The organism is Erythrobacter sp. SCSIO 43205, assembly GCF_019904235.1.
Lineage (GTDB): Bacteria > Pseudomonadota > Alphaproteobacteria > Sphingomonadales > Sphingomonadaceae > Erythrobacter.
Window position 1 is genome coordinate 1,092,811 of sequence record NZ_CP063202.1, and the last position, 23,420, is coordinate 1,116,230.

The 23,420-nt window shown below is 59.0% G+C and carries 22 protein-coding genes; 13 read left to right on the forward strand and 9 right to left on the reverse strand.

The window, feature by feature from the left end; genetic code table 11:
* Positions 1-42 precede the first annotated feature (42 nt).
* The 4 genes from INR77_RS05125 (at position 43) to INR77_RS05140 (ending at position 4,885) form a co-directional block, all read left to right on the forward strand.
* Positions 43-1,299, forward strand: coding sequence for a hypothetical protein (locus INR77_RS05125; protein WP_223072871.1), 1,257 nt, complete (start codon positions 43-45; stop codon positions 1,297-1,299).
* Between the two features lie 66 nt (positions 1,300-1,365).
* Positions 1,366-2,280, forward strand: coding sequence for a sulfite exporter TauE/SafE family protein (locus tag INR77_RS05130; protein WP_223072872.1), 915 nt, complete (start codon positions 1,366-1,368; stop codon positions 2,278-2,280).
* Positions 2,280-3,053: a TIGR02186 family protein gene (locus tag INR77_RS05135; RefSeq protein WP_223072873.1), complete on the forward strand. Its 774-nt coding sequence runs from the start codon at positions 2,280-2,282 to the stop codon at positions 3,051-3,053. Before INR77_RS05130 ends, INR77_RS05135 begins: the two co-directional genes overlap by 1 nt.
* A 179-nt stretch (positions 3,054-3,232) precedes the next feature.
* The gene (locus INR77_RS05140) at positions 3,233-4,885 is read left to right on the forward strand and encodes an ATP-binding protein (protein WP_223072874.1); all 1,653 of its coding nucleotides are present in this window, start codon (positions 3,233-3,235) and stop codon (positions 4,883-4,885) included.
* 23 nt (positions 4,886-4,908) lie between these two features.
* Here the strand turns inward: INR77_RS05140 and INR77_RS05145 are convergent, their stop codons facing one another.
* The 4 genes from INR77_RS05145 to INR77_RS05160 form a co-directional block, all read right to left on the reverse strand.
* Positions 4,909-6,684 (reverse strand): TIR domain-containing protein, encoded by a 1,776-nt coding sequence (locus INR77_RS05145; protein WP_223072875.1) that lies wholly within the window; start codon positions 6,682-6,684, stop codon positions 4,909-4,911.
* Between the two features lie 26 nt (positions 6,685-6,710).
* On the reverse strand, positions 6,711-7,448 hold the full coding sequence (locus tag INR77_RS05150) for a 7-carboxy-7-deazaguanine synthase QueE (protein WP_223072876.1): 738 nt from the start codon (positions 7,446-7,448) through the stop codon (positions 6,711-6,713).
* Positions 7,449-7,635: 187 nt separating this feature from the next.
* Positions 7,636-8,451, reverse strand: a complete 816-nt coding sequence (locus INR77_RS05155) for a zinc-dependent peptidase (protein WP_223072877.1) — start codon at positions 8,449-8,451, stop codon at positions 7,636-7,638.
* Between the two features lie 45 nt (positions 8,452-8,496).
* The gene (locus INR77_RS05160; RefSeq protein ID WP_223072878.1) at positions 8,497-11,229 is read right to left on the reverse strand and encodes a valine--tRNA ligase; all 2,733 of its coding nucleotides are present in this window, start codon (positions 11,227-11,229) and stop codon (positions 8,497-8,499) included.
* A gap of 208 nt (positions 11,230-11,437) precedes the next feature.
* Between INR77_RS05160 and INR77_RS05165 the strand changes: the two genes are divergently transcribed.
* From INR77_RS05165 to INR77_RS05180, 4 genes are all read left to right on the forward strand, one after another.
* Positions 11,438-12,562 carry an ABC transporter permease gene (locus tag INR77_RS05165; RefSeq protein ID WP_223072879.1) on the forward strand — a complete coding sequence of 375 codons (1,125 nt, stop codon included), beginning with the start codon at positions 11,438-11,440 and terminating at the stop codon, positions 12,560-12,562.
* Positions 12,563-12,568: 6 nt separating this feature from the next.
* Complete coding sequence (locus tag INR77_RS05170; protein ID WP_223072880.1) at positions 12,569-13,390, forward strand: ABC transporter ATP-binding protein; 822 nt, start codon at positions 12,569-12,571, stop codon at positions 13,388-13,390.
* A 64-nt stretch (positions 13,391-13,454) separates the two neighbouring features.
* The gene (locus INR77_RS05175; RefSeq protein WP_223072881.1) at positions 13,455-14,402 is read left to right on the forward strand and encodes an MlaD family protein; all 948 of its coding nucleotides are present in this window, start codon (positions 13,455-13,457) and stop codon (positions 14,400-14,402) included.
* A complete protein-coding gene (locus tag INR77_RS05180) occupies positions 14,399-15,031 on the forward strand; it encodes an ABC-type transport auxiliary lipoprotein family protein (protein ID WP_223072882.1) in 633 nt (210 codons plus the stop codon). Before INR77_RS05175 ends, INR77_RS05180 begins: the two co-directional genes overlap by 4 nt.
* A gap of 11 nt (positions 15,032-15,042) precedes the next feature.
* Here the strand turns inward: INR77_RS05180 and INR77_RS05185 are convergent, their stop codons facing one another.
* The 5 genes from INR77_RS05185 to crcB all read right to left on the reverse strand — a co-directional run bounded on the left by INR77_RS05185 (position 15,043) and on the right by crcB (position 18,385).
* Entirely contained in the window at positions 15,043-15,738 is a 696-nt protein-coding gene (locus INR77_RS05185) for an ATP12 family chaperone protein (protein WP_223072883.1), read from the reverse strand.
* On the reverse strand, positions 15,735-15,971 hold the full coding sequence (locus INR77_RS05190) for a hypothetical protein (protein WP_223072884.1): 237 nt from the start codon (positions 15,969-15,971) through the stop codon (positions 15,735-15,737). Before INR77_RS05190 ends, INR77_RS05185 begins: the two co-directional genes overlap by 4 nt.
* Positions 15,968-16,627, reverse strand: a complete 660-nt coding sequence (locus INR77_RS05195) for an HAD-IA family hydrolase (protein ID WP_223072885.1) — start codon at positions 16,625-16,627, stop codon at positions 15,968-15,970. The genes INR77_RS05190 and INR77_RS05195 overlap by 4 nt, the downstream gene beginning before the upstream one ends.
* A gap of 130 nt (positions 16,628-16,757) precedes the next feature.
* The gene (locus INR77_RS05200; RefSeq protein ID WP_223072886.1) at positions 16,758-17,981 is read right to left on the reverse strand and encodes an RluA family pseudouridine synthase; all 1,224 of its coding nucleotides are present in this window, start codon (positions 17,979-17,981) and stop codon (positions 16,758-16,760) included.
* Positions 17,978-18,385, reverse strand: coding sequence for a fluoride efflux transporter CrcB (crcB, locus tag INR77_RS05205; protein WP_223072887.1), 408 nt, complete (start codon positions 18,383-18,385; stop codon positions 17,978-17,980). The genes INR77_RS05200 and crcB overlap by 4 nt, the downstream gene beginning before the upstream one ends.
* A gap of 219 nt (positions 18,386-18,604) precedes the next feature.
* Between crcB and rpsU the strand changes: the two genes are divergently transcribed.
* The 5 genes from rpsU (at position 18,605) to gatA (ending at position 23,321) form a co-directional block, all read left to right on the forward strand.
* Positions 18,605-18,811, forward strand: coding sequence for a 30S ribosomal protein S21 (gene rpsU / locus INR77_RS05210; protein ID WP_006834591.1), 207 nt, complete (start codon positions 18,605-18,607; stop codon positions 18,809-18,811).
* Between the two features lie 151 nt (positions 18,812-18,962).
* On the forward strand, positions 18,963-19,553 hold the full coding sequence (locus INR77_RS05215) for an FKBP-type peptidyl-prolyl cis-trans isomerase (RefSeq protein WP_223072888.1): 591 nt from the start codon (positions 18,963-18,965) through the stop codon (positions 19,551-19,553).
* 86 nt (positions 19,554-19,639) lie between these two features.
* Positions 19,640-21,361, forward strand: coding sequence for a DUF4153 domain-containing protein (locus INR77_RS05220; RefSeq protein ID WP_223072889.1), 1,722 nt, complete (start codon positions 19,640-19,642; stop codon positions 21,359-21,361).
* A gap of 70 nt (positions 21,362-21,431) precedes the next feature.
* Positions 21,432-21,734, forward strand: a complete 303-nt coding sequence (gatC, locus tag INR77_RS05225; protein WP_223072890.1) for an Asp-tRNA(Asn)/Glu-tRNA(Gln) amidotransferase subunit GatC — start codon at positions 21,432-21,434, stop codon at positions 21,732-21,734.
* Positions 21,735-21,839: 105 nt separating this feature from the next.
* Positions 21,840-23,321 (forward strand): Asp-tRNA(Asn)/Glu-tRNA(Gln) amidotransferase subunit GatA, encoded by a 1,482-nt coding sequence (gene gatA, locus INR77_RS05230; protein ID WP_223072891.1) that lies wholly within the window; start codon positions 21,840-21,842, stop codon positions 23,319-23,321.
* Positions 23,322-23,420 lie beyond the last annotated feature (99 nt).

Consider the following 23,420-nt stretch of genomic DNA (forward strand, 5'->3'; position numbering starts at 1 on the left):
CGGGGGGCAAACACGAGGGGCGCGCAAGCGAAGGGCAAGGGGGTGCCACTGGCATTGCTTGGGCTGATGATCGCCCTCTGGATCGCAGGGCGCGCGGTGCTTTGGGACAACCCTATTGCTCACGCCGCGCCCGCGTTATCGGCGGGTGAAGAACGCCCCGGCCTCAGCTCCCCCACGTCACGGCACGCCTCTGCGTCTCGCCCATCGTATCCCGCGCGGCAATCCATGGCTTACCCGCCTTACTATGACGCGCGCTATTATCCGCCGCCCGCCGCATATTATGGCTATCCATCGCCCTATGCCCTTGGCACCATTCAGGAAAGGGCACTTGGTGAGGGGCAAGCGATTGGGCAGATCGTATATTATCCCGTCTATGCCGCCCCAGCCTATGCACCGCGAGCGGCTTCCACCTATCCTGAGGCCCCGGCGCTTCCAAGAAACGGCTTTGCCCGTGCGCCGGAATTGGCGCGGGCCGGTGGCGGATATCTCTCTCAAACCTATGGCTTGGATGACATTTCCCGCTTTGCCCGGCAGGATGTGCGAAGGACCGGTCAGGTGTCGCGGCCCGGCACTGGCAGCGGGCTGCCCCCTGCTACCCTTGCACGCACTGATCGGTGGATGCTCGATGCGTTTGGGTTCTATCGCCAGGGCTCAAGTGCGCTTTCCATCCCGCAAGGGCGCTCCCCTGTCTATGGGGCCAGCCAACTCGCCGCCAATCTCCAATGGCGCGCCCGGCCATCTTCGAGCCACGATCCTCGCATCTTCCTGCGCGCGTATCAGGCGCAGGTTGATGGCGGCGAGAGCGAGATTGCCGCAGGTGTTTCGGGCCGTCCTATCGGCACGGTCCCAGTGCGACTGTTCGCAGAGCTTCGCGCAACGCAAAGCCCTTCGATCTCTGATTTTGGTGTGGGTGCACAAACGAGAGTGCGTCCGGCGGCCTATGCTGCGACAGAACTGGGGCCAAAGCCTCTCCCGATGGGCTTCTCTCTCGAAACCTACGCAGCAGCGGGTTATGTCGCGGGCAGTCCAAGCACCTATTTCCTCGATGGACAGGCTGTCGCAACCCGCGAGCTTTTGCGCATCGGTAAACCGGGCGCGGGCGGCGCGGTGAGTGTAGGCGGGGGCGTGTGGGGCGGCGCGCAAAGGGATGCCAAACGTCTTGATGTGGGGCCCACCTTGCGCTTCGATGTCGACATTGGAAAAATGCCCGCGCGCGTGTCGGTTGATTACCGCGAACAGGTGGCGGGCGATGCTGAACCCGATTCAGGTTTGGCTGCGACGGTTTCGACACGGTTTTGAGACAACATAGGGGGTTGACGCGAAACCCTTCTTCCAAGACCTGCCGCGCTGCGGTAGTCGAAGATTATGGATGTCTACCTTCCCATCGCGAATCTCTCAGTGAACGGCCTGTTCATTGTGTTTCTTGGCGTGGGGACGGGTATTTTGTCGGGGCTGTTCGGTGTTGGCGGCGGATTTTTGACGACGCCCTTGCTGATTTTCTACGGTATCCCGCCCACGGTTGCCGCAGCCTCAGCCGCAACGCAGGTTACCGGTGCCAGCGTTTCCGGCGTCATCGCACATGGAAGGCGCAAAGGTGTCGATTATCGCATGGGGAGTGTGATGGTTGCTGGCGGCGTGATCGGCGCTTTGTTCGGCGCCGCGCTCTTCCGCCTTCTCCAGGCTTTGGGTCAAATCGATGTGGTCATCAACATTCTCTATGTCGTGATGCTGGGCTCTATCGGCACGCTTATGATGCGAGAGGCGTTTGAGGCAATATCGGCGACAAAGGGACAAAAGGATGCAAGCCCGCGCAAAAGACGGCATCACCCGCTGGTGGCTGGCCTACCATTTCGCACAAGGTTTTATGCCTCAGGGCTTTATATCTCTCCTCTCGCGCCCCTTTTGCTTGGGGTGATCGTGGGGGTTTTGACTATGCTTATGGGCGTTGGCGGCGGCTTTATCTTAGTGCCAGCCATGCTTTACATCCTGGGGATGAGCGGCAATGTGGTAGTGGGCACATCCCTCTTCCAGATACTGTTCGTGACAATGGTGACCACCATGACTCACGCTCTTACCACCAAAGCGGTTGATATTATTCTGGCGGGACTTTTGCTGCTCGGCTCGGTGATGGGTGCCCAATTTGGGACGCAAATCGCGATGAAGGCAAGGCCTGAAATCTTGCGTTTTGTGCTTGCTGCGATTGTGATCCTTGTTGCCTTGCGGATGCTGTACGGCCTAGGGGTCCAGCCCGATGAAATTTACACGGTGAGCCCGCTGTGATGGCTCGCGCCCGCTCTTTGCTACCCGCATTCGCCGCGCTGTTGATGGCACCGTTCCTGATGGGACAAGCAGAGCCTATTCTCATACCCGAAGTCAGCCAGTCGCGCATCGAAGTGCGTCAGGGTTTTACCGGTGCAGACTTGCTTTTGTACGGCGCGGTTATCGACCCACGGGGCGCAAACAGCGGGCGCGAATTCGACATTGCGGTCGTATTGAAGGGGCCGGCTGAGCCCATCCGGCTGCGCGAAAAGGAACGTATCGCGGGGGTCTGGATGAACGCAGGCGCCAACGATTTCCGCTCAGCGCCATCTTTCTTCGCCATCGCATCATCGCGCCCCATCGAGGAGATCGTCGATCCGCTCACGGCGGCAATTTATGAGCTGGGCACAGAATTCATACAGCTTAGTCCCACGGGACAGATTGAACCCGAAGAGCAGGCGCGTTTCTCAAAGGGGCTTGTCGAAATGCGCGAGCGGCTCGGCCTTTACAAGCAAAACCCGCAAGGCGTGCGCATCAGCGAGGGCGTGCTTTATCAAGCCCGTATCGCCCTGCCGTCCAATGTCACCACCGGGCAGTACACTGCCGAAACCTTCGCGATTGCCGATGGCCGCGTGCTGGCAAGTGCGACCGCCGAGATCGAAGTGGTGAAGGTGGGACTTGAGGGCAGTGTGGTTTATGCTTCGCAGGAATGGTCGCTTTTCTACGGGCTTGGCGCGATTGCCTTGTCGCTTGGTATGGGCTGGATTGCGGGACAGGCGTTCTCCAAGCTCTAGATATTTGATGCGCTTACGCATCCTGCGCGCACTGGTGGCATACCTGCAGTTGGAAAAAAGTCCTGCGTTGACGCGATCTTAACTCTGATTGCGCATTGCTGAGTGTCGCGGTTGACGCCGCACGGAAGACCGCGTCCGGGATCATTCGGCGCGCTCACAAAACGACAGGACAAAGCCGCATGAATGCGATTGCTAATCAGGGTTTTGAGACGCAGGGAAAAGCTGCCAACGAAAATGCACGATTGCCCATCGGCGTCGTCCTTGAGATTTCGGGCGCCGGTTCGCAAATCGCGCTCGACCTGCAACGTCTGAATGAGTGCATGGAAGACCCCGACCGCTCGGTCGCTCTGGCGGGACAAGTCGGCAGTCAGATCAAGATCCGTGTTGGCGATGCCTGGCTGCTTGCAAACGTGCGCGACCAACGCAAGGATCGCCGCGCGGAAAACGGCATTGTTGCTCATATCGACTTTCTTGGCGAGGGCGCTGAAGAAAAGCTCACCGGCCGAATTCACGGTTTCAAGCGCGGCGTGACGCGGTATCCTGTTCCAGGCGCGATGGTTTATCCTGCAACCACCAAAGACCTTGAACAAATCTACGCCTCCGACGGGCGCGCAAACATCACCATCGGCACTGTATTCCCGACCAAGGACATTCGCGCTGGCCTTTATATCGATGCGATGCTGGGCAAGCACTTTGCGCTGCTTGGTTCGACCGGCACCGGTAAATCCACCAGCGCTGCGCTCATCCTCCACCGTATTTGCGAGCACGCGCCGGAGGGTCACATCGTGATGATCGATCCGCACGGCGAATATTCCGCAGCCTTCCGTCAGACTGGCAAGATCCTCGACGTATCGAACCTGCAAATGCCGTACTGGCTGATGAATTTTGAAGAGCATTGCGAAGTGCTCCTCACCAGTGACGGCAATGAACGCCAGGTCGATATGGATATTCTCGCCAAGTGTTTGCTGCACGCCCGCTCCAAGAATCGCTTGGCTGAGACGATGGGCAAGATCACCGTGGATTCGCCTATCCCCTATCTCCTCTCCGACCTCTCGACCAAGCTTCAGGACGAGATGGGTAAGCTCGACAAGGCGACCTCGTCAGCGCCTTATATGCGCATCAAAGGCAAGCTTGAGGAACTCAAAGCCGACCCGCGATACCAGTTCATGTTCTCAGGAATGCTGGTGGGCGATACGATGACCGACTTCATCTCCAAAGTGTTCCGTATGCCGGGCGAGGGCAAGCCGATTTCGATCATCGACGTCTCTGGCGTTCCCTCCGATATTACCTCCACTGTTGTCGCCGTTCTGTCGCGCCTCGTGTTCGACTTTGCGATCTGGGGCCGGGAAGAGAACACGCGTCCCATCCTCCTCGTTTGCGAAGAGGCCCACCGCTACGTCCCGAACGAGAAGAACTCCGATGGCTCCTCGGTTGGCTCCATTCTCAGCCGGATCGCCAAGGAAGGCCGGAAATACGGTATCAGCCTCGGCCTCATCACCCAACGTCCGTCGGACCTTGCCGAAGGCGTGCTTTCCCAGTGCGGCACAATCATCTCGATGCGTCTCAACAACGACCGCGACCAGGCTTTTGTGCGCTCTGCCATGCCAGAAGGCTCGCGCGGCTTCCTCGATTCGATTCCTGCTCTGCGCAACCGTGAGTGCATTATCTGCGGCGAGGGCGTCGCCATCCCGATCCGCGTCAACTTCGACAATCTCGAAGAGCACAAGCGCCCTGCCTCCGAAGACCCCAGCTTCTCAGAACTGTGGAACCGGGGCGGAGGCGAGGAAGAAATCGTCGAGCGCGTGGTCCTTCGCTGGCGCAGCCAGGGCTAGCTATAGCCCGTCAGACCACCGCTTTAGCGCTTGAGCGACGCCAGATTATTCACCTCTCGCCAGCCATTGTTGGCGGGATCGTAGCTGACGTTATAGAACCGTTGCAGTCCGCCGGCATCGCCTGTGTTCTGGCCGGTCGAGTTAAAGAAGATGCGGCCTGTGACGCCATTAAAACTGCGCGAGCGAAGCGTTGCGACCAGCGCGTCTGCTGTAATCTCACCCTCGATTTCGGCAGCCGCTTGCTTGACGATCACGCCCGAATCAAACGCCACCGCCTCAAGCCGCCAGCGCGGTGAAATCGGCCCGAACAGGCTTTCAAACTGGGCGATTTCTTCAGGTTGCTCGCCGGAATAGCTCGCAGCAGCGAACACGTCGGTGATGTCGATCAAACGGTCTGTTTGCAGCGGTGACAGCTCATTCAACGCATAGGTGTGGTGGCTGTTGTTCCAGCTTGCCAGCATGGCTTTGCGTTGCGGTTTGTCAGCGCCGAATTGTCCGCGGGCCAGATCTTTGAAGTCATTGCTGAGGCCCATGATGACGATCAATCGCGTCTCACCAAGGATCGCCTGGCCCTCTGGCGTTGCGAAAGCATCATTGATCGAGCCGCGCTCATATTCGCGCACTTCAACGCGCCCGTCTTCCTGCCAACCGTTGAGCGTATCCTCGCCCAATTCTTCGGTGATGCGGTTGAAGAACAGCTCGCCATAGGTTTTCGTATCATCCCCGCCGCCTTCAACGGTTTCGAGCATGAAGGTGATGTCGATCCCTTGCGCAATCGCGCGCTCTGCCAGCACTTTGAACTGGCTTGCGCGTTCATCCACGCCCGAACCCACACGGAAAATCGGCAGATCGCTGTCTTTCCAGCCAAGGTCAGCGCGGCTGCCCGCCGTGGTCAGGATAATAGCCGGACGTTTGCCGCTTTCCTCGATCACGTCGAGCACTTGCGGCGTGAACTCGGTGATCGAGGGGCCGATCACGGCGACCACATTGCGCTCTTCAAGGAAGGCGCGCAAATTTTCGATGACATCTGGCGCCTCGCGCGTTTTCATCGCATCCAATGGCGCATCAAGATCCTGCACCATCAATTGAGGAAACCCTTCGAGCGATGCCTTCAGGCCGTTGCTTTGCTGAATACCGAAACTTTCATTGGGATAGATGCCAAGGACGATCGCCTTGTCTTCGGGAACGCCGGCAAGACGCCCGTTGCTGCTTCCCCCGCCAAAGCCAGTCAATTGCAGTGCGAGCATCCCGACGATGAGCAGTGCGAGCGCTGCGGCAACCATGCCGATGGGGCGTTTCCAGAACGGGGTGTCAGCGGTGTTTGCGGTTTCGGGCAAGCCTGCGCCCTGATCTTCGGTCGCAAGGCCGAACTGTGCCATTTGCGCCGCACCTGCCTCGGTTCCTTCCCCTTCGCCCGCAATCGTGCGGATGCTTTCAAGGAAGACGCGCCAGTTCTTGCTTTTGGTTGGATCAGCGCTTGAATCCTGCAATTCGGCGGCCTGAATCCGGCGAAAGCCCCGCGGGATCACCACATCATCGATCAGCACGGGCACAAGCTTGTTGTCGATGACGCCGTCCTCGGCCTCTTCCTTCACCCAATTGCTTTTGATCGAGGTGTTGGACCACACCACCACAATCGCTTTCGACTGCTTGATGTGTTTGTCGATGACATTGTCGAACTCTTCACCAGCGCGAAGATCGCGGTCCCACCAGACCGAATACCCTTCCGCTTCCAGAGCCTTGGCCATGAAGTTGACGCGTTCACGGTCCCGCCGTGAATATGAAATGAAAATATCCAAGTTTCTAACCCCCGAGAACCCGCACCTTAGGTGCCTCGTTCATCGCCGTAAAGATGGATGTGCATCCGGTCTGACATACGGTATCCCTTTTTGAGACACAGCGGGGACAGCCACACCTGCCGCTCTCTTAAGGTATTGGAATCAGTACCTTCTGCCATCAGGAACAGGCGGTCCTTGGGGATGCGATATTCGCGTTGCAGGGCGTCCACTTCATCCACATCTTCAGGTTTTGCCACGACAAATTTGAAGAAGGCGCGCGGGTCGCTTGCGTAAAAGTCGAGTCGCTCAGGGATAAGCGCCAGATCAGCCGCGTTACCCGAATGGGAAAGCTTGGGGCTGACATTGTATTGATCGACCCGGATGTCGATGTGGGCCGAGGGGCGGGTGGTGCCGTTGGTTTCGATCTCGACCTCGATCGTGTCGAGAATGGCGAGCATGTCGGCCAATGGCCCGCACTGCATAAGCGGCTCACCCCCTGTAATAACCAAACGCTTTTGTCCGAGCGCGGCGATCTTCGCGGCGGCTTTTTCGGGGGACACCTTCACCTGATTGACAGCGCGGTCATAGGTGATTTCATCGCGATGGGGACGGTTATCGCCCTCGAACCGCCAGGTGTAGGCGGTGTCGCACCACGTACAGGCAAGGTTGCAGCGTGACAGGCGGATAAAGGCAACCGGCATACCGGCGCTTGGCCCTTCGCCCTGCAGGGATGCAAAAATTTCGGGTGCGCCATCATCGTCGGTTGCAAGAACAAGATCAGCCATCAGCCCGCACCTCCCGCAACGGAGGGGTTGTAGGAAGTTTGAGACACTTGAGACACTGTACAAGAGTCAAAATCCAAACGATCAATAGGCGGGCTTTTGATCGGTTTTTCCGATTGAAAACGGAGGGTGTTGGCGCAAGTCATTGTCCCCCTATGCCACGCCTTTTGCCGGTAGGAAATTATCTGGCTCAGTTCCATTCTGCCGGATTGAGCGCGAGAAGCTTTGAAAATTCGGCGTAGAGCGCGGGTTCATGCGCTTTTAGCGCTTGGGGCTTTTCGAAGAAGGTGACGATCCCTTCTGCGAAGAATTCTTCGTGGTTTGTTGCGCCATATGGGTCGATCAAGGCGGGTTCGCCCGCCTCAACCTTTGCGACATGGGCATGGTAAGCATCCAGCATCGCCTGTTCCCACTTGGCATAGGCCTGGCCTTTGCGAAGGATGGGAATGCCGTTGGTGTGTCCCGTCAGGCTGTCCAATTGGTGGGCGAATTCGTGGATGACGACGTTCTCGCCATCGTCTGCGCGAAGGCCGCCGTGAAGCGCATCATTCCATGAGAGCACCACGGGTCCCCTTTGCCAGCTTTCGCCAAGCGTTCCGTGACGATGCTCGTGGACGAGGGTTCCATCATGCCGCCCGCGCCCGGTATCGAACACGGCGGGGTAGAGCAGGACATTGCGGATCGTATCGTACCACTGCGGGCTGTTGACGATAAGAAGGCAAGCCTGCGCTGCGATGGAAAGACGCATGGCCTCCGTCACTTCGACCCCGTTTTTGCCCCGGAAAGTGACTTGATCAAGGAACAGGTTGATCTTGCCCTCATGGGCTGCGCGCAAGGTATTGGGGAGGCGCGTGACGAGGGGCACGAGCTGCTCGACGATATGGCGCTGCTGAGGCGTCAACGGGGTGGCGAGCAAGGCTGCGCGCCGCTTGCGTTTGGCCATATGGCGATAGACGAGCAGCGCTACGATCAGCAGCGGGACGAGCAGGATGAGCCAAGGCGACATATCCGTGATTTAGGATCGCCGCCCCGGCATTGTTAGGGGTTGCCCTTAGCCGAGCCGCTCCAACGCTGCAGTCAATCGCTCAACCTCGCCCTGATGGTGGGCGAAATCGGCCTTGGCTTTCTCCACCGCTTCGGGCTTGGCGCGTTCGACGAAATTAGCATTGGAAAGCCTGCCTTCGAGCGACTTTGCTTCCTTCTGCGACGCTTCGAGAGCTTTGGTCAGGCGCGCTTTTTCAGCATCAATGTCGATGATGCCTTCAAGCGGGATCACAAACACATCGCCAAGCGCCGTCACCTGCATGGCTGGACCATCGGGTGCCTCGCCCTGGATCACCGGGGTGAGCCGCGCGAGGCGTTCGATTGCCGCGCTTGAGCGGTCGATAGTGCTCGATGCGACGGCGGAGGGTTCGGGCACATAGGCGGCAAGTTTTGCGCCCGGTGAAATGCCGAGCTCGTTCTTGGCCGAGCGAACATTGGTGGTGAGATCGATCACCCAATCGATCGCATCGGTTGCTTCTTTTGTGACCTCGGCGCGCGGGGAAGGCCACTTTGCGGTGATAAGGTCGTAGGACCGCTCACCTTGCGCGTGCCATAGCTCTTCGGTGATGAAGGGCATGAACGGGTGCAGCATGACGAGAATCTGATCAAGCGCCCATCCGGCAACCTCGCGTGTTTCTTTCGCAGGCAAGCCTTCGGGGTCCGCATCGTCGGCAAACACTGGCTTAATCAGTTCAAGATACCAGTCGCAGAACTTCGACCATGTGAATTGATAAATCGCATTGGCTGCCGCATCGAAGCGCAGGTCTGTCATCGCGGCTTCAATTTCGGCGCACACCGATTGCACTTCGCCGATAATCCATTGGTTGGCGGCAAGGCGTGCTTGCGGAGCCTTCACCGTGGTTGATTTGCCGATGCCGTTCGATTGGCAAAAACGCGTTGCGTTCCAAAGCTTTGTTGCAAAGTTGCGGTATCCTTCGACCCGCTTTTCGTCCATTTTGATGTCGCGGCCCTGGCTTTCCATCGCTGCCATGAAGAACCGCAGCGCATCGGCGCCATATTGATCGATAAGGCCCAGCGGATCGACAACATTGCCCTTGGATTTGGACATCTTCGCGCCGTCGGCAGCGCGCACAAGGCCGTGGAGATACAGGCGCGGCCACGGGGCCTCACCCATATTGTAATTCCCCATCATCATCATCCGCGCATCCCAGAAGAACAGGATGTCGAAGCCGGAGATGAGGAGAGAGTTCGGGAAGTGCTTTTCGAGCAGCGGCTGGCCGTCCTCTGGCCACCCGAGCGTGGCAAACGGCCACAGCGCGGAAGAGAACCATGTGTCGAGCACGTCTTCATCGCGGGTGAGGGCAACGCCTTCGCCGGCTTGGGCTTGCGCTTCTTCCTCGGTCATGGCGACATAAACGCCGCCGTCTGCGTCGAACCAAGCCGGGATACGGTGCCCCCACCAAAGCTGTCGCGAAACACACCATGGCTGGATGTTCTCCATCCAGTTGAAGAATGTTTTTTCCCAGCTTTTGGGCACGATTTCGACTTCGCCCGAACGCACCTGCTCAATGGGCTTTTCCGCCAGTTTCGCGGCATCGACATACCATTGATCGGTCAGCCAAGGCTCGATCACCACACCGCCGCGGTCGCCGAAAGGCGTTGCGATCTGGCGCGGTTCCGCGTCGGAGACGACTTCCTCGCCCTTTTTGTTCTTGGAAACGTGCGGAATGAGGTGGCCGCTCTCTTTAAGGCGCTCAACCACAAGCTCGCGCGCGCCGTCCACCTTGTCGCGGCGGAAGCGATGGAGGCCGATAAATTCATCCGGCACGAGCCCGTCAGCCGTCTGGCAAACATCGCCATTCCCATCGAGCATATTGAGCATTTGCGCAGGCTCGATACCGGCGCGCTTGCCCACTTCAAAGTCGTTAAAGTCATGCCCCGGCGTGATTTTCACCGCGCCCGAACCAAGCTCTGGATCAGCGTGTTCATCCGCGACGATGGGAATGCGGCGACCCGTGATTGGGAGCACAACGTGCTTGCCAACGACGCTTTTATACCGTTCGTCCGATGGGTGTACCGCCACGGCCATATCGGCGAGCATCGTCTCAGGGCGCGTGGTCGCAACCTCGATATAATCGCGCCCGTCTGAAAGGGTCACACCGGCCTCTAAGGGGTACTTAAAGTGCCAGAAGTGGCCCGCAATTGTCTGCTGCTCCACCTCAAGGTCGCTGATCGCTGTCTTGAGCTTGGGGTCCCAGTTTACCAGCCGCTTGTCGCGATAAATCAGGCCATCGTTGTAAAGATCGACAAAGGTCTTGAGCACTGCTTTCGTAAAGTGCTCGTCCATCGTGAATTGTTCGCGCGACCAGTCCATCGAACAGCCAAGGCGGCGCAATTGCGTGGTGATGGTCCCGCCGCTTTCCGCTTTCCATTCCCACACCTTATCGACGAATTCTTCGCGGCTGTAATTGGTGCGCTTGTCCTGTTTCGCTTCCATCTGCCGCTCGACCACCATCTGCGTGGCAATCCCTGCGTGGTCGGTGCCCACCACCCATAAAGAGTCTTTGCCGCGTAGCCGCTCATAACGGATCACGATGTCTTGCAGCGTGTTGTCCAGCGCGTGACCAATGTGAAGCGAGCCAGTGACGTTTGGCGGCGGGTTCACAATGGTAAAGGCTTCGGCGTCGGGACGTTCAGGGCGGAAACCGCCGGTCGTTTCCCAATGCTGGTACCAGCGCTGCTCAATGTCCGCTGGGTTGAAGGTTGTTGGTAGGCTCATTGTATTATCGGCTCACTTACGTTTGCGGGGCCACGCCGCCCGCACCAAAATTTTCATCCCCATGCCAATCCATTGGGTGCAGTGCAACAACTCTCACCCAATAGACGCACAGCGCCGTCGTTCTAACAACACTGTCACGCTTCAACTGTGCACCCGTGCAAGACTTTGCTTGTTAAGCGGCGGATTTCGCCGCATATCCTCAATCACAATGTTAGGGGATCTCAGCTACACCTTTGAAGACGCTGCCGAAGGAGAGGGCGCGGGCGCTTCCAAGCTTGTATTGGAAGGGCAATTGCTGGTGTCGACTGTCGGCCCGTTTGAGGCCGAAATCGGCGACAACTGCCCAGATATTTCCGCAATTGATATTTCCAGAGTCGATGAGATCGACACGATTGGCGCATGGGTCATTTCGCGGCTTGCCAGACAGCATGACTGCCAAATCACCGGGGCAAACGATAAGGCAAAATATCTGCTGGAAGCGGTGGCGGACACGGTTTGTGATGATGCGCTGACAGCAGAGGAAGTGCCCGTGTGGGAGCGCGTGCCGCTCTTGCTTGGCGGCAAAGTCTATCAGGCGCGCAGCGGATTTTTCGGGGTGGTGAGCTTTTTGGGCGCGATTATCGTCGGATTTGGCAGTCTCATCCGCCGCCCCTCGCGCATTCCCATTCGCGCCGTGGTGCGCCAAATGGAAATGGTGGGCGTCTCTGCCCTTCCGATCATCGGATTGATGAGCTTCCTCATCGGCATCGTTATCGCGCAGCAGGGCGCGGTGCAGCTTGAACAATTTGGCGCAGAGGCGCTGACGGTGAACCTTGTGGGCCGGATCACCTTGCGTGAACTGGGTGTGCTTATGACCGCGATCATGGTGGCGGGCCGTTCGGGCAGCGCCTTTGCCGCGCAAATCGGGACGATGCGTCTGACCGAAGAAGTGGATGCAATGCGCACCATCGGTATCTCGCCCATCGAACGGCTGGTGATCCCGCGCATCATCGCCTGCACTTTTATGATGGTCATTCTCGGCTTTTACTCAAGCATCGTCGGTATCATCGGCGGCGCAGTCATCGGCCAATTCGCGCTCGGCATTCCGTTCTTCAACTTCCTTGAACGTATTCAGGAGGTTGTGCCTCTGCACGATGTTTGGGTCGGTCTTGTGAAAGCGCCCGTTTTCGGCCTCATCGTTGCGCTGGCTGGCTGTTATCACGGGATGCAGGTCAAAGGAAATTCAGAAGAGGTTGGCGTTCGAACAACCATGGCAGTTGTCTCGGCGATCTTTGCCGTCATCGTGCTTGATGCGTTTTTCGCGGTGTTCTTTACCGAAGTGGGCTGGGGCTAGAAACGGATGCTGACTTACGAAGAACCCGAAGCGCCCCACGGCCGTTTCAGCAATGAGCCGCCGATTGTTGTGCGCGGCCTCGTCAACCGCTTTGGCAATTTCACCGTGCACGACGGGCTCGATCTGACAGTCAATCGCGGAGAGATCCTTGGCGTTGTCGGGGGCTCTGGCACAGGCAAATCAGTGATGATGCGGTCCATCATTGGCCTGCAAAAGCCGACGGCGGGCGATATTGATGTGCTGGGACGGCGGATCACCGGGGTTGACCTTGATAAACGCATTGGCGTGCGGCGGCGCTGGGGCGTTTTGTTCCAGGGTGGCGCGCTGTTTTCAACGCTCACCGTGGGCGAAAATGTCGAAGTGCCTTTGAAAGAATTCTACCCGGAAATCAGCCCGGAATTGCGACGCGAAATTGCACGTTTCAAAGTGCTTTTATCAGGACTTCCCGAAGAGGCGGCGCTCAAATACCCAAGCGAACTATCCGGCGGGATGAAAAAGCGCGCAGGGCTTGCAAGAGCGCTCGCGCTTGATCCGGAATTGCTGTTTCTGGACGAACCGACTGCCGGCCTCGATCCGATTGGCGCGGCGGCTTTTGATCAGCAGACCAAGGAATTGAAAGAGACGCTTGGCCTTACCGTTTTCCTTATCACGCACGACCTCGACACGCTGTATGAGATTTGTGACCGGGTGGCGGTGCTGGCCGATAAAAAGGTGATCGCGGTGGGCACCATCCCTGAGCTTTTGGAAACAGGCCATCCGTGGATCGAGGAATATTTCAATGGACCGCGCGGGCGAACGGCTCAAGCCGCACAAGCACGAGGGGGCTGAGACGTGAGCAAGCAGATGAGAGCTATGGACAGGCGCGGGCGAAAGCGCCCATAGGAACAGGCACATGGAAACAAGAGCAAATCATCTTTGGGTCGGCTTCATCACATTGGGGCTCTTGATCGCTTTGGCCGCCTTTATCGTGTGGATTGCGCGCCTGAACCAGGGCGCATCGAACGAATACGACATCTTTTACAAGCAATCGGTCGCAGGGCTCGCGAATGGGTCACAGGTGTCTTACGCGGGCGTTCCGGTGGGCCAAGTGCGCGAGATTGCGCTGTCGAAAGAAGACCCCGAATTCGTCCGCGTTCGCATCAGAGTGCGCGATGAAGTGCCCATTCTGGTGGGGACAGAGGCAACCATTCAGGCAAGCTTTACCGGCGTTTCCACCATTCTTCTGGACGGCGCGCGTAAACAGGCGCCCGCAATCAGTTGCGAGACAACCGCCTGTCCCGAAGGGCGCCCGGTCATCCCGCCTGGACGCGGCGGCTTTGGTGAAATCGTCGCAAACGCCCCGCTTCTGCTCGAACGGCTCGCGACATTGACTGAGCAGTTGAACGTCATTCTTGGCCCTGAAAATCAGGAGCAATTGTCCGGCATTCTCGAAAACTCCAATCGCCTCACCCGCGAGCTTGCTGACACTGCGCCCGCTTTGCAGGGCACTCTGGCTGAGCTGGAAGTCGCGGTGAAAGAGGCGGGCGAGGCGTTGGATGCGTTTGAGAAAGTGACGCTGACGACAGACGAACTTCTCAATCAGGAAGGCCCGCGGATGGCCGATGAACTCAGCAAGACGCTCGCCTCTGCCAATGAAGCGGCAAGCTCGCTTTCAGCCATGCTCGAAGATGCGCGGCCTGCGACGCGCGCTTTGTCGGAAACCACGCTGCCAACGGTTGAGGCGACCTTGAAAGACTTGCGCACCACCAGCCGATCCTTGCGCGCGATCACCGATCGGCTTGAGGCCGAAGGGGCGGGCTCGATCGTCGGCGGGCGTGCATTACCGGAGTACGAACCATGAAGACCTGCCGCATTTGGAGCGGGCCGCTTGCCCTTGTCGCCGCGAGCCTTGCGCTTGGCGGATGTGTGAGCATCGGCGGCGCGGGCGAACCCCCTGCGAGCCTTTTGACCCTTACTTCCAGCGCGAGCGCGCCGGTGGGCTCTGGCACTATGGCGGGGGCAGAGGGAAGCGAGGGCACGATTGCGGTCCTGACCCCCGAAGTGCCCGCCAAGCTCGACGTGATCCGGGTGCCTGTGACCGTGTCGCCCACTGAGATCGCATATCTGCAAGAGGCGGTGTGGATTGAAAAGCCCGCGCGCCTGTTCCGGCGCTTGCTGGGTGAGACGCTGCGCACAGCTTCTGGCGAGGCGCAAACCTTGCTGGTGCTCGACACTGATGACACGCCGCTTCGCCCAAACCAGTCTTTGCGCGGGACATTGATCGACATGGGCTATGAGCCCGCTACTTCGTCGGTGGTGGTGCGTTATGAGGCGGTGCACACGCTTGATGATGGCCGGGTGATGTCACGCCGTTTTGAAGCGCGTGAGGAGGGGATCCCGCCCGTCGCAGCAAACGTTGCGCCCGCGCTCAATCGCGCGGCCAATACGGTTGCGAAGGATGTTGCGGCCTGGGTGTTGAGCGCGGAATAGCTTGTCGCGCCCTAGGCGTTCGCCAGCGTCCAGAATTCATGGGCTTTCAGGAAATCGGCGGTGCGTTTTTCGCGGCGCTCTTCGGCTTCTTCATCGCGGCCCCATTGCTCGGCCTGCCATTCTTCCTCAAGGCTCGCTGCATTCCACAGGGCAAGCGCGTCCGCGTCCTTTTGCGCAGCGCTCAGCCCGGTGATGAGCGAGGCGGCGAGGTGGGTCATCATTTCAATCGCAGCCAATGAAAAGGGCGATTGCCCAGTCAATTCATCGCGCAAGGCAGCAAGCGTGCTCTCGCTTTGCGGGCGGTGGATGATCCCTGAAATGCGCGTGAATTTGGCGCTCAGCCGGTTCTCAAACCCGGTCACAATCGGCTCCCACACCTTGTGTTGGCGGGCATAGAGCGGTTCATCCGGGTCAGCGCGGTAAAGCAGCGTGTCGGTGTCGCCATATTGCACCGCTTTATCGATCAAAGTGGCGGGATCGGGCGCGACAATATCAATCGCATAATCGGCCATATCGCGCATTGGCATGGTGGCAGGATCGACCTTTTCGCCCTGCGCATCCCATTCCGCGGCCAGCGCCTCGGCCAGAGCCATGGACGGCACCACCTGAGGCGAACCCTTCACCGTTTTGAGCGCGCGCGTATCCAGCATGACCTGCCATCCGCCATCTGCCTCATTCACGGACACTTGTTTATAGAACCGCTTCACCGCTCGCCCCGATCGCTGGCTTTCCAACGCTTTGCCAAAAGCGCAGGCACAAAGAAAAACGCCAAGAGCCCCGCAATCGCGAGCACCACGCCCAGCGCATAGGGAAGCTCAATCGCCCCTTGCGCGATCGCGATGCCAAGGAGGACGGCAGGGATAGAGGCGAGGCGCACGATATTCATCACCGTGTACCGCTTGGCAGCCATTGCCTCTTCATCTGAGGGAAGATCACTCACAGCGCATCCTCCAGCGCGAGGCGCAATTCGTCCATCGTATTCGCTACTGTATCAGCGCCCGTTGCGATCAGGTCTTGCGGGCTGTGATAGCCCCACGCAACCCCCACCGCGCGCACGCGAGCGGCAACCGCCATTTGCATATCGAAGCTGGTGTCACCGATGACAACCGATTGATTTGGCTGCGCTCCCGCCTCGAAAAGCGCCGCTTCCAGCATGGCGGGATGCGGCTTTGAAGGATGGCGATCAGCGGTCTGTAAGGAGACGAAAAGGTCGATTAGCCCGTGTCCTGTGAGACAAGCGTTCAATCCCCGGTCTGATTTCCCCGTGGCAACCGCAAGGCTCCACCCATCGGCATGGAGCCTGCGCAAAAGCTGTTCCATCCCGTCATAGAGCGGTTCTTGCAAAAGCCCCTCTTCGCGCCGTTGGCGAAAGGCGGTTTTGTAGTGCTCGACGATCTGCTGTTGCTGGCGATGCTCTGCGCTGGGGGCGAGTTCGCGCAAGGCGACGGGCAGGCTGAGGCCAACCACGCGGCGGACCTGATTGGGATCGGGCGAGGGCAGGCCAGCAAGCTCAAAGGCGCGCGCCATCGACCAGATGATGTCCGCCTGGCTATCGACCAGCGTCCCGTCGCAATCGAAAACTGCAAGCCGCGTCATGCGCCAACTAGCCCATGCTCGTCATTGCGAGGAGCCGCAGGCGACGCGGCAATCCATGGACCGACGGTGCTGTCCGCGGGTCGTCCATCATGGATTGCGTCGCTTCGCTCGCAATGACGAAAGTTGGGGGTCACGGGCGCCTACCTTTCGGTTTCCCGCCTCTTTTGACCGCCTTGCCTTTTGATTTCGCGCCCGCTTTCGCGGCTTTCTTTGCAGTGGTCGCCGATGTCGTTCGACCCCGGCGCTCGCCCCGGCGCTCTTTGCGATATTGCTTCGCATGGCGGCGTGCGGCCTGTTTCTTTTCAGCCGGCGTGCGCTCTGGCGCTTCATCGCGCACAGGCGAGGCATCCGATTGGCTTTCCTCGAACCCAAGTGCTTCCATGCTGGCGGCGAAGTGTTCGGGAAGGGGCGCGGTTACATCAAGCTTGCCGCCGCCCGTTGCGCTATCTGCACCTTTGCGTTCAGGCGTCCCGATGATGAGACGGCGCGCGTGAAGGTGCATCTTGCGGCTGATCGTGCCGGTCAGAAACGCATCCTGCCCGCCATATTTGCCATCGCCCACAATCGGGTGGCCAATCGCTGCCATGTGGACGCGCAATTGGTGGGTGCGGCCAGTCAGCGGCTCCAATTCCACCCAGGCGGCGCGTGTGCCAGCGCGCTCAACCACGCGGTAGCGGGTCTTGGCAGCTTGGCCGTTTTCTTCATCCACGTGCATCTTTTCGCCGCCCGTGCCCGGCTGCTTGGCGAGCGGCGCGTCAATCGTGCCCTCACGCACGTCGGGAACGCCAACGACCAGCGCCCAATAAACCTTGCGCGCCGAGCGACCGGAGAACCGCTTGGAATAAGCCGCTGCACTGCCCGGAGTGCGGGCGATCAAAAGGACGCCCGATGTGTCTTTATCGAGCCGGTGCACAAGGCGTGGGCGCGGCTGGTCGTCTTCGGTCACAAAGGCATCGAGCAGGCCATCGACGTGCTTCGTCGTCTTGCTGCCCCCTTGGGTGGCAAGGCCGGGAGGCTTGTTGAGCACGATAGCAGACGGCGTCTCGCGGATCACCATATCGCGTGCGGTTTGCACTTCGTCTTCGGTGAGCGGTCGGCGCGCCTTTTTTGCCTTATGTTTGGCCTCGCCCCCCGGTGGCACGCGCAAGACTTGGCCTGCCTCCAACCGGTCTTCAGGCTTAGCCCGCCCACCATCCACCCGGATTTGGCCCGTGCGCGCCCAGCGCGAAATCGTGGCAAAGCCGATGGCCGGCAGATTGCGTTTGAACCAGCGATCGAGGCGAATCCCGTCATCATCTTCGCCAATGGTAAAGGTGCGAACTTGCGTCTTTGTATCGTCGGAAGGATGGGTCATGGTGCAGCCTGAACTCCGACAAGCCCGATCAGAAACGCAGCCATCCCAGCGATCACCGACACAGACACATAAATGAGCGCCGAGGTTATTTCGCCCCGATGCAGCATGGTGACCATTTCGGCGCTAAAGGCGCTGAATGTGGTGAACCCGCCCATAAGGCCAGCAACAAGAAACAAGCGCAGGTTCTCGCTGTCTGTGCCGCCTTTTGCAAACCAGCCCAACAAAAGTCCCATAATAAGGCTGCCGATAATATTGACGCTAAGCGTGCCCCAAGGAAAGTCTGTGTGCGGCCCGGCCAGCCGCGAAGCGAGGCCGCCGACCTGGTAACGCGCAGCCGCACCAATCGCGCCGCCAAGCGCAACAGCAAGGGTCGGCATAAGGGATGTGAGTATTTGAGAAGACATTTCGAAGCGCTCCTTAGCCGCCGCTATCGCGATGCGCCACTGTTAAAGCCACGCGCCGCCTTAGAAGGGTTGCCAATATGCCCGCTCGGCGTTATGTGCCCCCGTGTTGAAGCGCGTTTCCAAAGGATTCGCGCCGCTTTTAGCGTCATAGTTTAAGCGCACTCCCGCAATCAGAACCTGCGGGCTCAGGCGTATTTTGAAATGAGGTAGTTGCCGTTTATGCAAATCATGGTTCGCGATAACAATGTCGATCAAGCCCTTCGTGCGCTTAAGAAAAAGCTGCAACGTGAAGGTGTGTATCGCGAAATGAAACTGCGCCGGCACTACGAAAAGCCAAGCGAAAAGCGTGCCCGTGAAAAGGCGGCGGCCGTGCGCCGTGCACGCAAGCTTGAGCGTAAGCGCATGGAGCGCGACGGCATCAAGTAAGCGGGCTTGGGCTTTTTCGGGCGGGGCAAACCTTGCTCGAATCGCTTGAAACCCTTCACGCAATACGCCATCAGGGCGCGGGAAAATCCTGCGCCCTTTTTGCTGCCTGTGTCGCAGCGCCCGGGACAGTGCACAACAATTGGGATCACACATGACCGAAGTCACCCGCGTACCAATCCGCCCCATTGCCAAGGGCTCGCTCACCAAAATCTGGCTTGGCGTTCTTGTCGCTGTTCTGATCGGCGCTGGCCTTGCCTTTGCCGCAGTGCCTAAAGGGTTTAGCCTCGATACGCTGGTTGCTGGTGAGGGACCAACCCCGCAAGAGGGTGATATGGTGTTCGTGAAGTACAAGGGCTCGCTGGCCAGCACGGGCGAGGTTTTCGACGAATCACAAGACATCCCGCTTCCGGTCGAAGGCATCTTCCCCGAAGGCAGCCCGTTCCCGATTGAACCGGGCGCCACGATTGATGGCTTTTACGAAGGCCTCCAGCAGATGCAAAAGGGCGGCAAGTACGAACTGTATATCCCGGCAGAGCAAGCTTACGGTGCAGAGCCGCCTCCCGGCTCGCCGATCCCTGCGAATGCTGATCTGGTGTTTGAGATCGAAGTGATCGATTTCATGGACCGCGAAACATTCGACCGGAACCTTTCGATCCTGCAACGAGCAATGCAATCGCAAATGGGCGGCGGCGAGGGTGCGCCACAAGGTGCGCCACAGGGGCCACCTCAAGGTCCACAATAAGGCGCACCGCAGCCCTGACGGGCTTCGCATCTTTCATCATCGGTTCAACTGAGTTAGCGCATCTCTCCTTAAGAGGGAGGGATGCGATGGCTATTGGTGATGGCGTAGAACACGCTGCAGCGCAGGGCGGCGCGGCAATTGAGGATTGGCGCGAGCGGCCTTGGGTGCTTGCCGCGCTCCTTGGTGTTGCGGGCCTGTTTGTCCATATTTTCACCGATGGCGCGCACGATGAACCCTGGCGCGCTGCCTTGGCCGCCTTCGTGGTGTTCGGCCCGCTCGCTGCTGCTTTCACCTTAAGCAAGGAGAGCTGGCAGCCGTCTGTCATCTTCTCCGCGATTGTCGGCCTTGTGATGGCAGGGATAGCTTGGCGGGCGACGGCTGCGGGGGATCGGTATTCCGACGAGGAATTCTGGGTCGCAGCGGGCGTATTGGCGACAACTCTGTCCGTGCCATTGTTCCAATCCAGCTTTCACAAACTGCGTTGGCGAACCAGCTATAAAGAAACCCATTTTCACGTCTGGACCGATGCGATCACAGGAGCAGGCGCGCTTGCCTTCGTTGGGCTTTCCTGGGCACTCATCGCTATTCTCGCAGAGCTTTTCTCCGCGATCCAGATCGACCTTCTCAAAGACCTGATCGATGAAGAGGCGTTTGGCTGGATGTTTTCAGGCGTCACCTTCGGTGCTGCGCTTGGCGTCCTGCGCAATCAGTTGAAGATCATCGGCACGCTGCAAAACGTGGTCTTATTGGTGCTTTCGATCCTTGCCGTGCCGCTTGCCGTGGCGCTGGTGCTTTTCCTGATCGCCGTTCTGGTGTCGGGGATCGATGTCCTTTGGGAAGCAACCAAAAGCGCGACCCCGCTGCTGTTGTCAGTGGCGGTGGGGTGCTTTGTCCTCGCCAATGCGGTTGTGCGCGACGATGATGCCGACATGGGCCAATCGCGCGTACTTCGCGTGGCGGGTTTTGTGCTGGCGCTCGGCATTTTGCCATTATCGGTCATGGCAGCGATTTCGATGGGAACCCGCATTGCTCAGCACGGCCTTAGCCCTGAGCGCATCTGGTCGCTCATCGCCATTGCGGTAGCGGTGACTTACGGCGCTGCCTATTTCACCTCTGCCATCCGTGGCCGGCTTGAGGGGTGGCGAGATTACTTGCGTCAATCAAACCTGCATCTGGCGGTGATTGTTACCGGAGTGGCGCTTTTGCTCGCCATGCCGGTTTTCAACTTTGGCGCGCTCTCCGCCTCCAACCAACTCGCGCGGCTGCAATCGGGCGCGGTGAGCGTGGAGGAGTTCGACTATGCAGCGCTGCGCTGGGACTTTGGCGAGGCAGGGCGGGAGGCTCTGGATACTTTGGTCAAGAGCGATGATCCTAAAATCGCAGAGCTGGCGCTGGCCGTGAAAAATGCGGAAAACCGATACGCCTATCGCCAGCGCAACCGACCCGAAACAACCGCGGTAAACTCGGCCTTGATCGAAGTTGAAAGCGATGCGGTGCGTTTGGCTGTCAGGACTTTCCTGCAATCACGGCCCTATCATTGCGCTGATCAGTGCCGTGTCGTGCAATTGGCAGTTGAGAATGATCGCCCGATTATGGCGCTACTTTCATCGGGCCGCGATCCTGAAATGCTGGTCTATAATGAGGCGGATAACGACATATCCATCGCCACCATTCGCCATGCGCAATTGGACAATCGTAAGCCCTATGAAGTGCCCGAATTTGATGCGGATTCGGTAGTGGAACTGCGTCCCTTTACAGGTCAGCAGCTTTACATCGATGGAAAGCCTGCAAGCGGCGCGTTTAGGTAAGCGATTAAAACTACCGATTTGCAGTCAACTCATGCTTGAAGCGCCCCCCGGTGGGCGCTAAGCGAAATTCATGTCTGTAGATAAACAAACCGTGGCGAAAATCGCTGGCCTTGCGCGCATCAAAATGGGCGATGAAGAGCTTGAGCGAATGGTGCCGGAGCTGAACAATATCCTCAATTGGGTCGAGCAATTGGGCGAAGTCGATGTGACCGGTGTTGAGCCGATGACTGCGGTGATCGCCAACACGCTTCGCCTGCGCGAAGATGTGGTCGATGCTGACCCGCTGACCGCTGGTGGCAAGCGCGATGATGTGCTCGCCAATGCGCCTGCTGCGGAACATGGCTTTTTCGGCGTGCCTAAGGTGATTGAGTGATCTTTATCGACCCAGAGCGAGTCCCCGCGAAGGCGGGGACCTCCATCAACTTAGCAAGGCGCGCGCGGCACCAGGTCCCCGCCTTCGCGGGGACTCACTAGAGATATGACTGAACTTACAAATCTTGGCGTAAAAGAAATCCGCGACGGCGTGAAGGCGGGCGATTTTACCGCGCGCGAAGTGGCAGAGGCGTTTAACACGGCTGTCGCTGAAGCGGCGGAGCTGAACGCCTTTATCGTCACCACTCCTGACGCAGCGCTGGACGCAGCGGACAAGGTCGACGCTAAGCGCGCGGCGGGTGAGGATCTGGGCGCAATGGGCGGCGTGCCGATTGGCATGAAAGACCTGTTCGCAACCCACGATGTGCAGACCACTGCGGCGAGCCATATCCTCGAAGGGTTCAAACCCCAGTACGAGAGCACCGTTTCGCAAAATCTGTGGAACGCGGGCGCGGGGATGCTCGGCAAGCTCAACCTCGACCAGTTTGCGATGGGGTCGTCCAACGAGACATCCTATTTCGGCAATGTGAACAGCCCATGGCGCAAGGAAGGCAGCAATGCCGCAATGTCGCCCGGTGGTTCTTCGGGTGGTTCGTCCTCCGCCGTCGCCGCGCGCATTGCGCCAGCGGCAACCGGCACCGACACCGGCGGCTCGATCCGCCAACCCGCCGCCTTCACCGGCATTTGCGGGATCAAGCCAACCTATGGCCGTTGCTCGCGCTGGGGCGTGGTGGCGTTTGCCAGCTCGCTTGATCAAGCAGGGCCGATGGCGCGCTCGGTCGAAGATTGCGCGATCATGCTGGGCGCAATGGCAGGGTTCGATCCAAAGGATGCGACCTCACTCCAAATGGACGTGCCCGATTGGGAAGCGGCTTTGTCGTCTGACCTTAGCGGCAAGAAGGTTGGCATCCCGACCGAATACCGCATGGAAGGCACCGACCAGGCGATCCTCGATTCATGGGAGCAGGGCAAGGCGTGGCTGAAGGATGCGGGCGCTCAGATCGTCGACATCTCGCTGCCGCATACGAAATACGCGCTTCCCGCCTACTACATCATCGCGCCTGCCGAGGCCTCGTCGAACCTCGCGCGCTATGACGGCGTGCGCTATGGCCTGCGCGATCTGCCCGATGGGGCAGGCCTGCAAGATATGTACGCCGAGACTCGTGCTGCTGGCTTTGGCGATGAAGTCAAACGCCGTATCCTAATCGGCACCTATGTGCTGTCGGCTGGCTTCTACGATGCGTACTACAATCAGGCGCAGAAGGTCCGCGCCCTCGTCGCGCGCGATTACGAAGAGGCGTTTGCGAAGTGCGACCTTATCCTTGCGCCCACAACGCCGACCGCCAGCTTCCCATTGGGCTCGCTCAATGAAGACCCGCTGACGATGTATTTGAACGACGTCTTCGCAGTGCCCGCTTCGCTTGCGGGTCTACCAGCGATGAGCGTGCCCGCGGGCCTCAACCCCGACGGTCTTCCGCTGGGTCTGCAACTCGTGGGCAAAGCGTTTGATGAGCAGATGGTGCTGAACGCAGGCCTCGCCATCCAAGAGCGCGCAGGCTTCACCCACGCGCCGGAGCGGTGGTGGTGAGAGAACGACTCTCTCAAATCGCATTTGTCGTTTGGGGGTGCTGGTGCGCCTTCCAACTTTGGGAGTCGTACACTCGAGATCCGCGAGTTTTTTACATAA

Bases quoted from the DNA above. Each gene is read 5' to 3' on its own strand.
- gatA (WP_223072891.1), top strand. From the start codon at position 21,840: ATGACTGAACTTACAAATCTTGGCGTAAAAGAAATCCGCGACGGCGTG.
- INR77_RS05160 (WP_223072878.1), bottom strand. From the start codon at position 11,229: ATGAGCCTACCAACAACCTTCAACCCAGCGGACATTGAGCAGCGCTGG.
- INR77_RS05130 (WP_223072872.1), top strand. From the start codon at position 1,366: ATGGATGTCTACCTTCCCATCGCGAATCTCTCAGTGAACGGCCTGTTC.
- INR77_RS05195 (WP_223072885.1), bottom strand. From the start codon at position 16,627: ATGACGCGGCTTGCAGTTTTCGATTGCGACGGGACGCTGGTCGATAGC.
- gatC (WP_223072890.1), top strand. From the start codon at position 21,432: ATGTCTGTAGATAAACAAACCGTGGCGAAAATCGCTGGCCTTGCGCGC.
- INR77_RS05155 (WP_223072877.1), bottom strand. From the start codon at position 8,451: ATGTCGCCTTGGCTCATCCTGCTCGTCCCGCTGCTGATCGTAGCGCTG.
- INR77_RS05175 (WP_223072881.1), top strand. From the start codon at position 13,455: ATGGAAACAAGAGCAAATCATCTTTGGGTCGGCTTCATCACATTGGGG.
- INR77_RS05220 (WP_223072889.1), top strand. From the start codon at position 19,640: ATGGCTATTGGTGATGGCGTAGAACACGCTGCAGCGCAGGGCGGCGCG.
- INR77_RS05165 (WP_223072879.1), top strand. From the start codon at position 11,438: ATGTTAGGGGATCTCAGCTACACCTTTGAAGACGCTGCCGAAGGAGAG.
- INR77_RS05135 (WP_223072873.1), top strand. From the start codon at position 2,280: ATGGCTCGCGCCCGCTCTTTGCTACCCGCATTCGCCGCGCTGTTGATG.
- INR77_RS05200 (WP_223072886.1), bottom strand. From the start codon at position 17,981: ATGACCCATCCTTCCGACGATACAAAGACGCAAGTTCGCACCTTTACC.
- INR77_RS05150 (WP_223072876.1), bottom strand. From the start codon at position 7,448: ATGGCTGATCTTGTTCTTGCAACCGACGATGATGGCGCACCCGAAATT.
- INR77_RS05180 (WP_223072882.1), top strand. From the start codon at position 14,399: ATGAAGACCTGCCGCATTTGGAGCGGGCCGCTTGCCCTTGTCGCCGCG.
- rpsU (WP_006834591.1), top strand. From the start codon at position 18,605: ATGCAAATCATGGTTCGCGATAACAATGTCGATCAAGCCCTTCGTGCG.
- crcB (WP_223072887.1), bottom strand. From the start codon at position 18,385: ATGTCTTCTCAAATACTCACATCCCTTATGCCGACCCTTGCTGTTGCG.
- INR77_RS05215 (WP_223072888.1), top strand. From the start codon at position 18,963: ATGACCGAAGTCACCCGCGTACCAATCCGCCCCATTGCCAAGGGCTCG.
- INR77_RS05140 (WP_223072874.1), top strand. From the start codon at position 3,233: ATGAATGCGATTGCTAATCAGGGTTTTGAGACGCAGGGAAAAGCTGCC.
- INR77_RS05170 (WP_223072880.1), top strand. From the start codon at position 12,569: ATGCTGACTTACGAAGAACCCGAAGCGCCCCACGGCCGTTTCAGCAAT.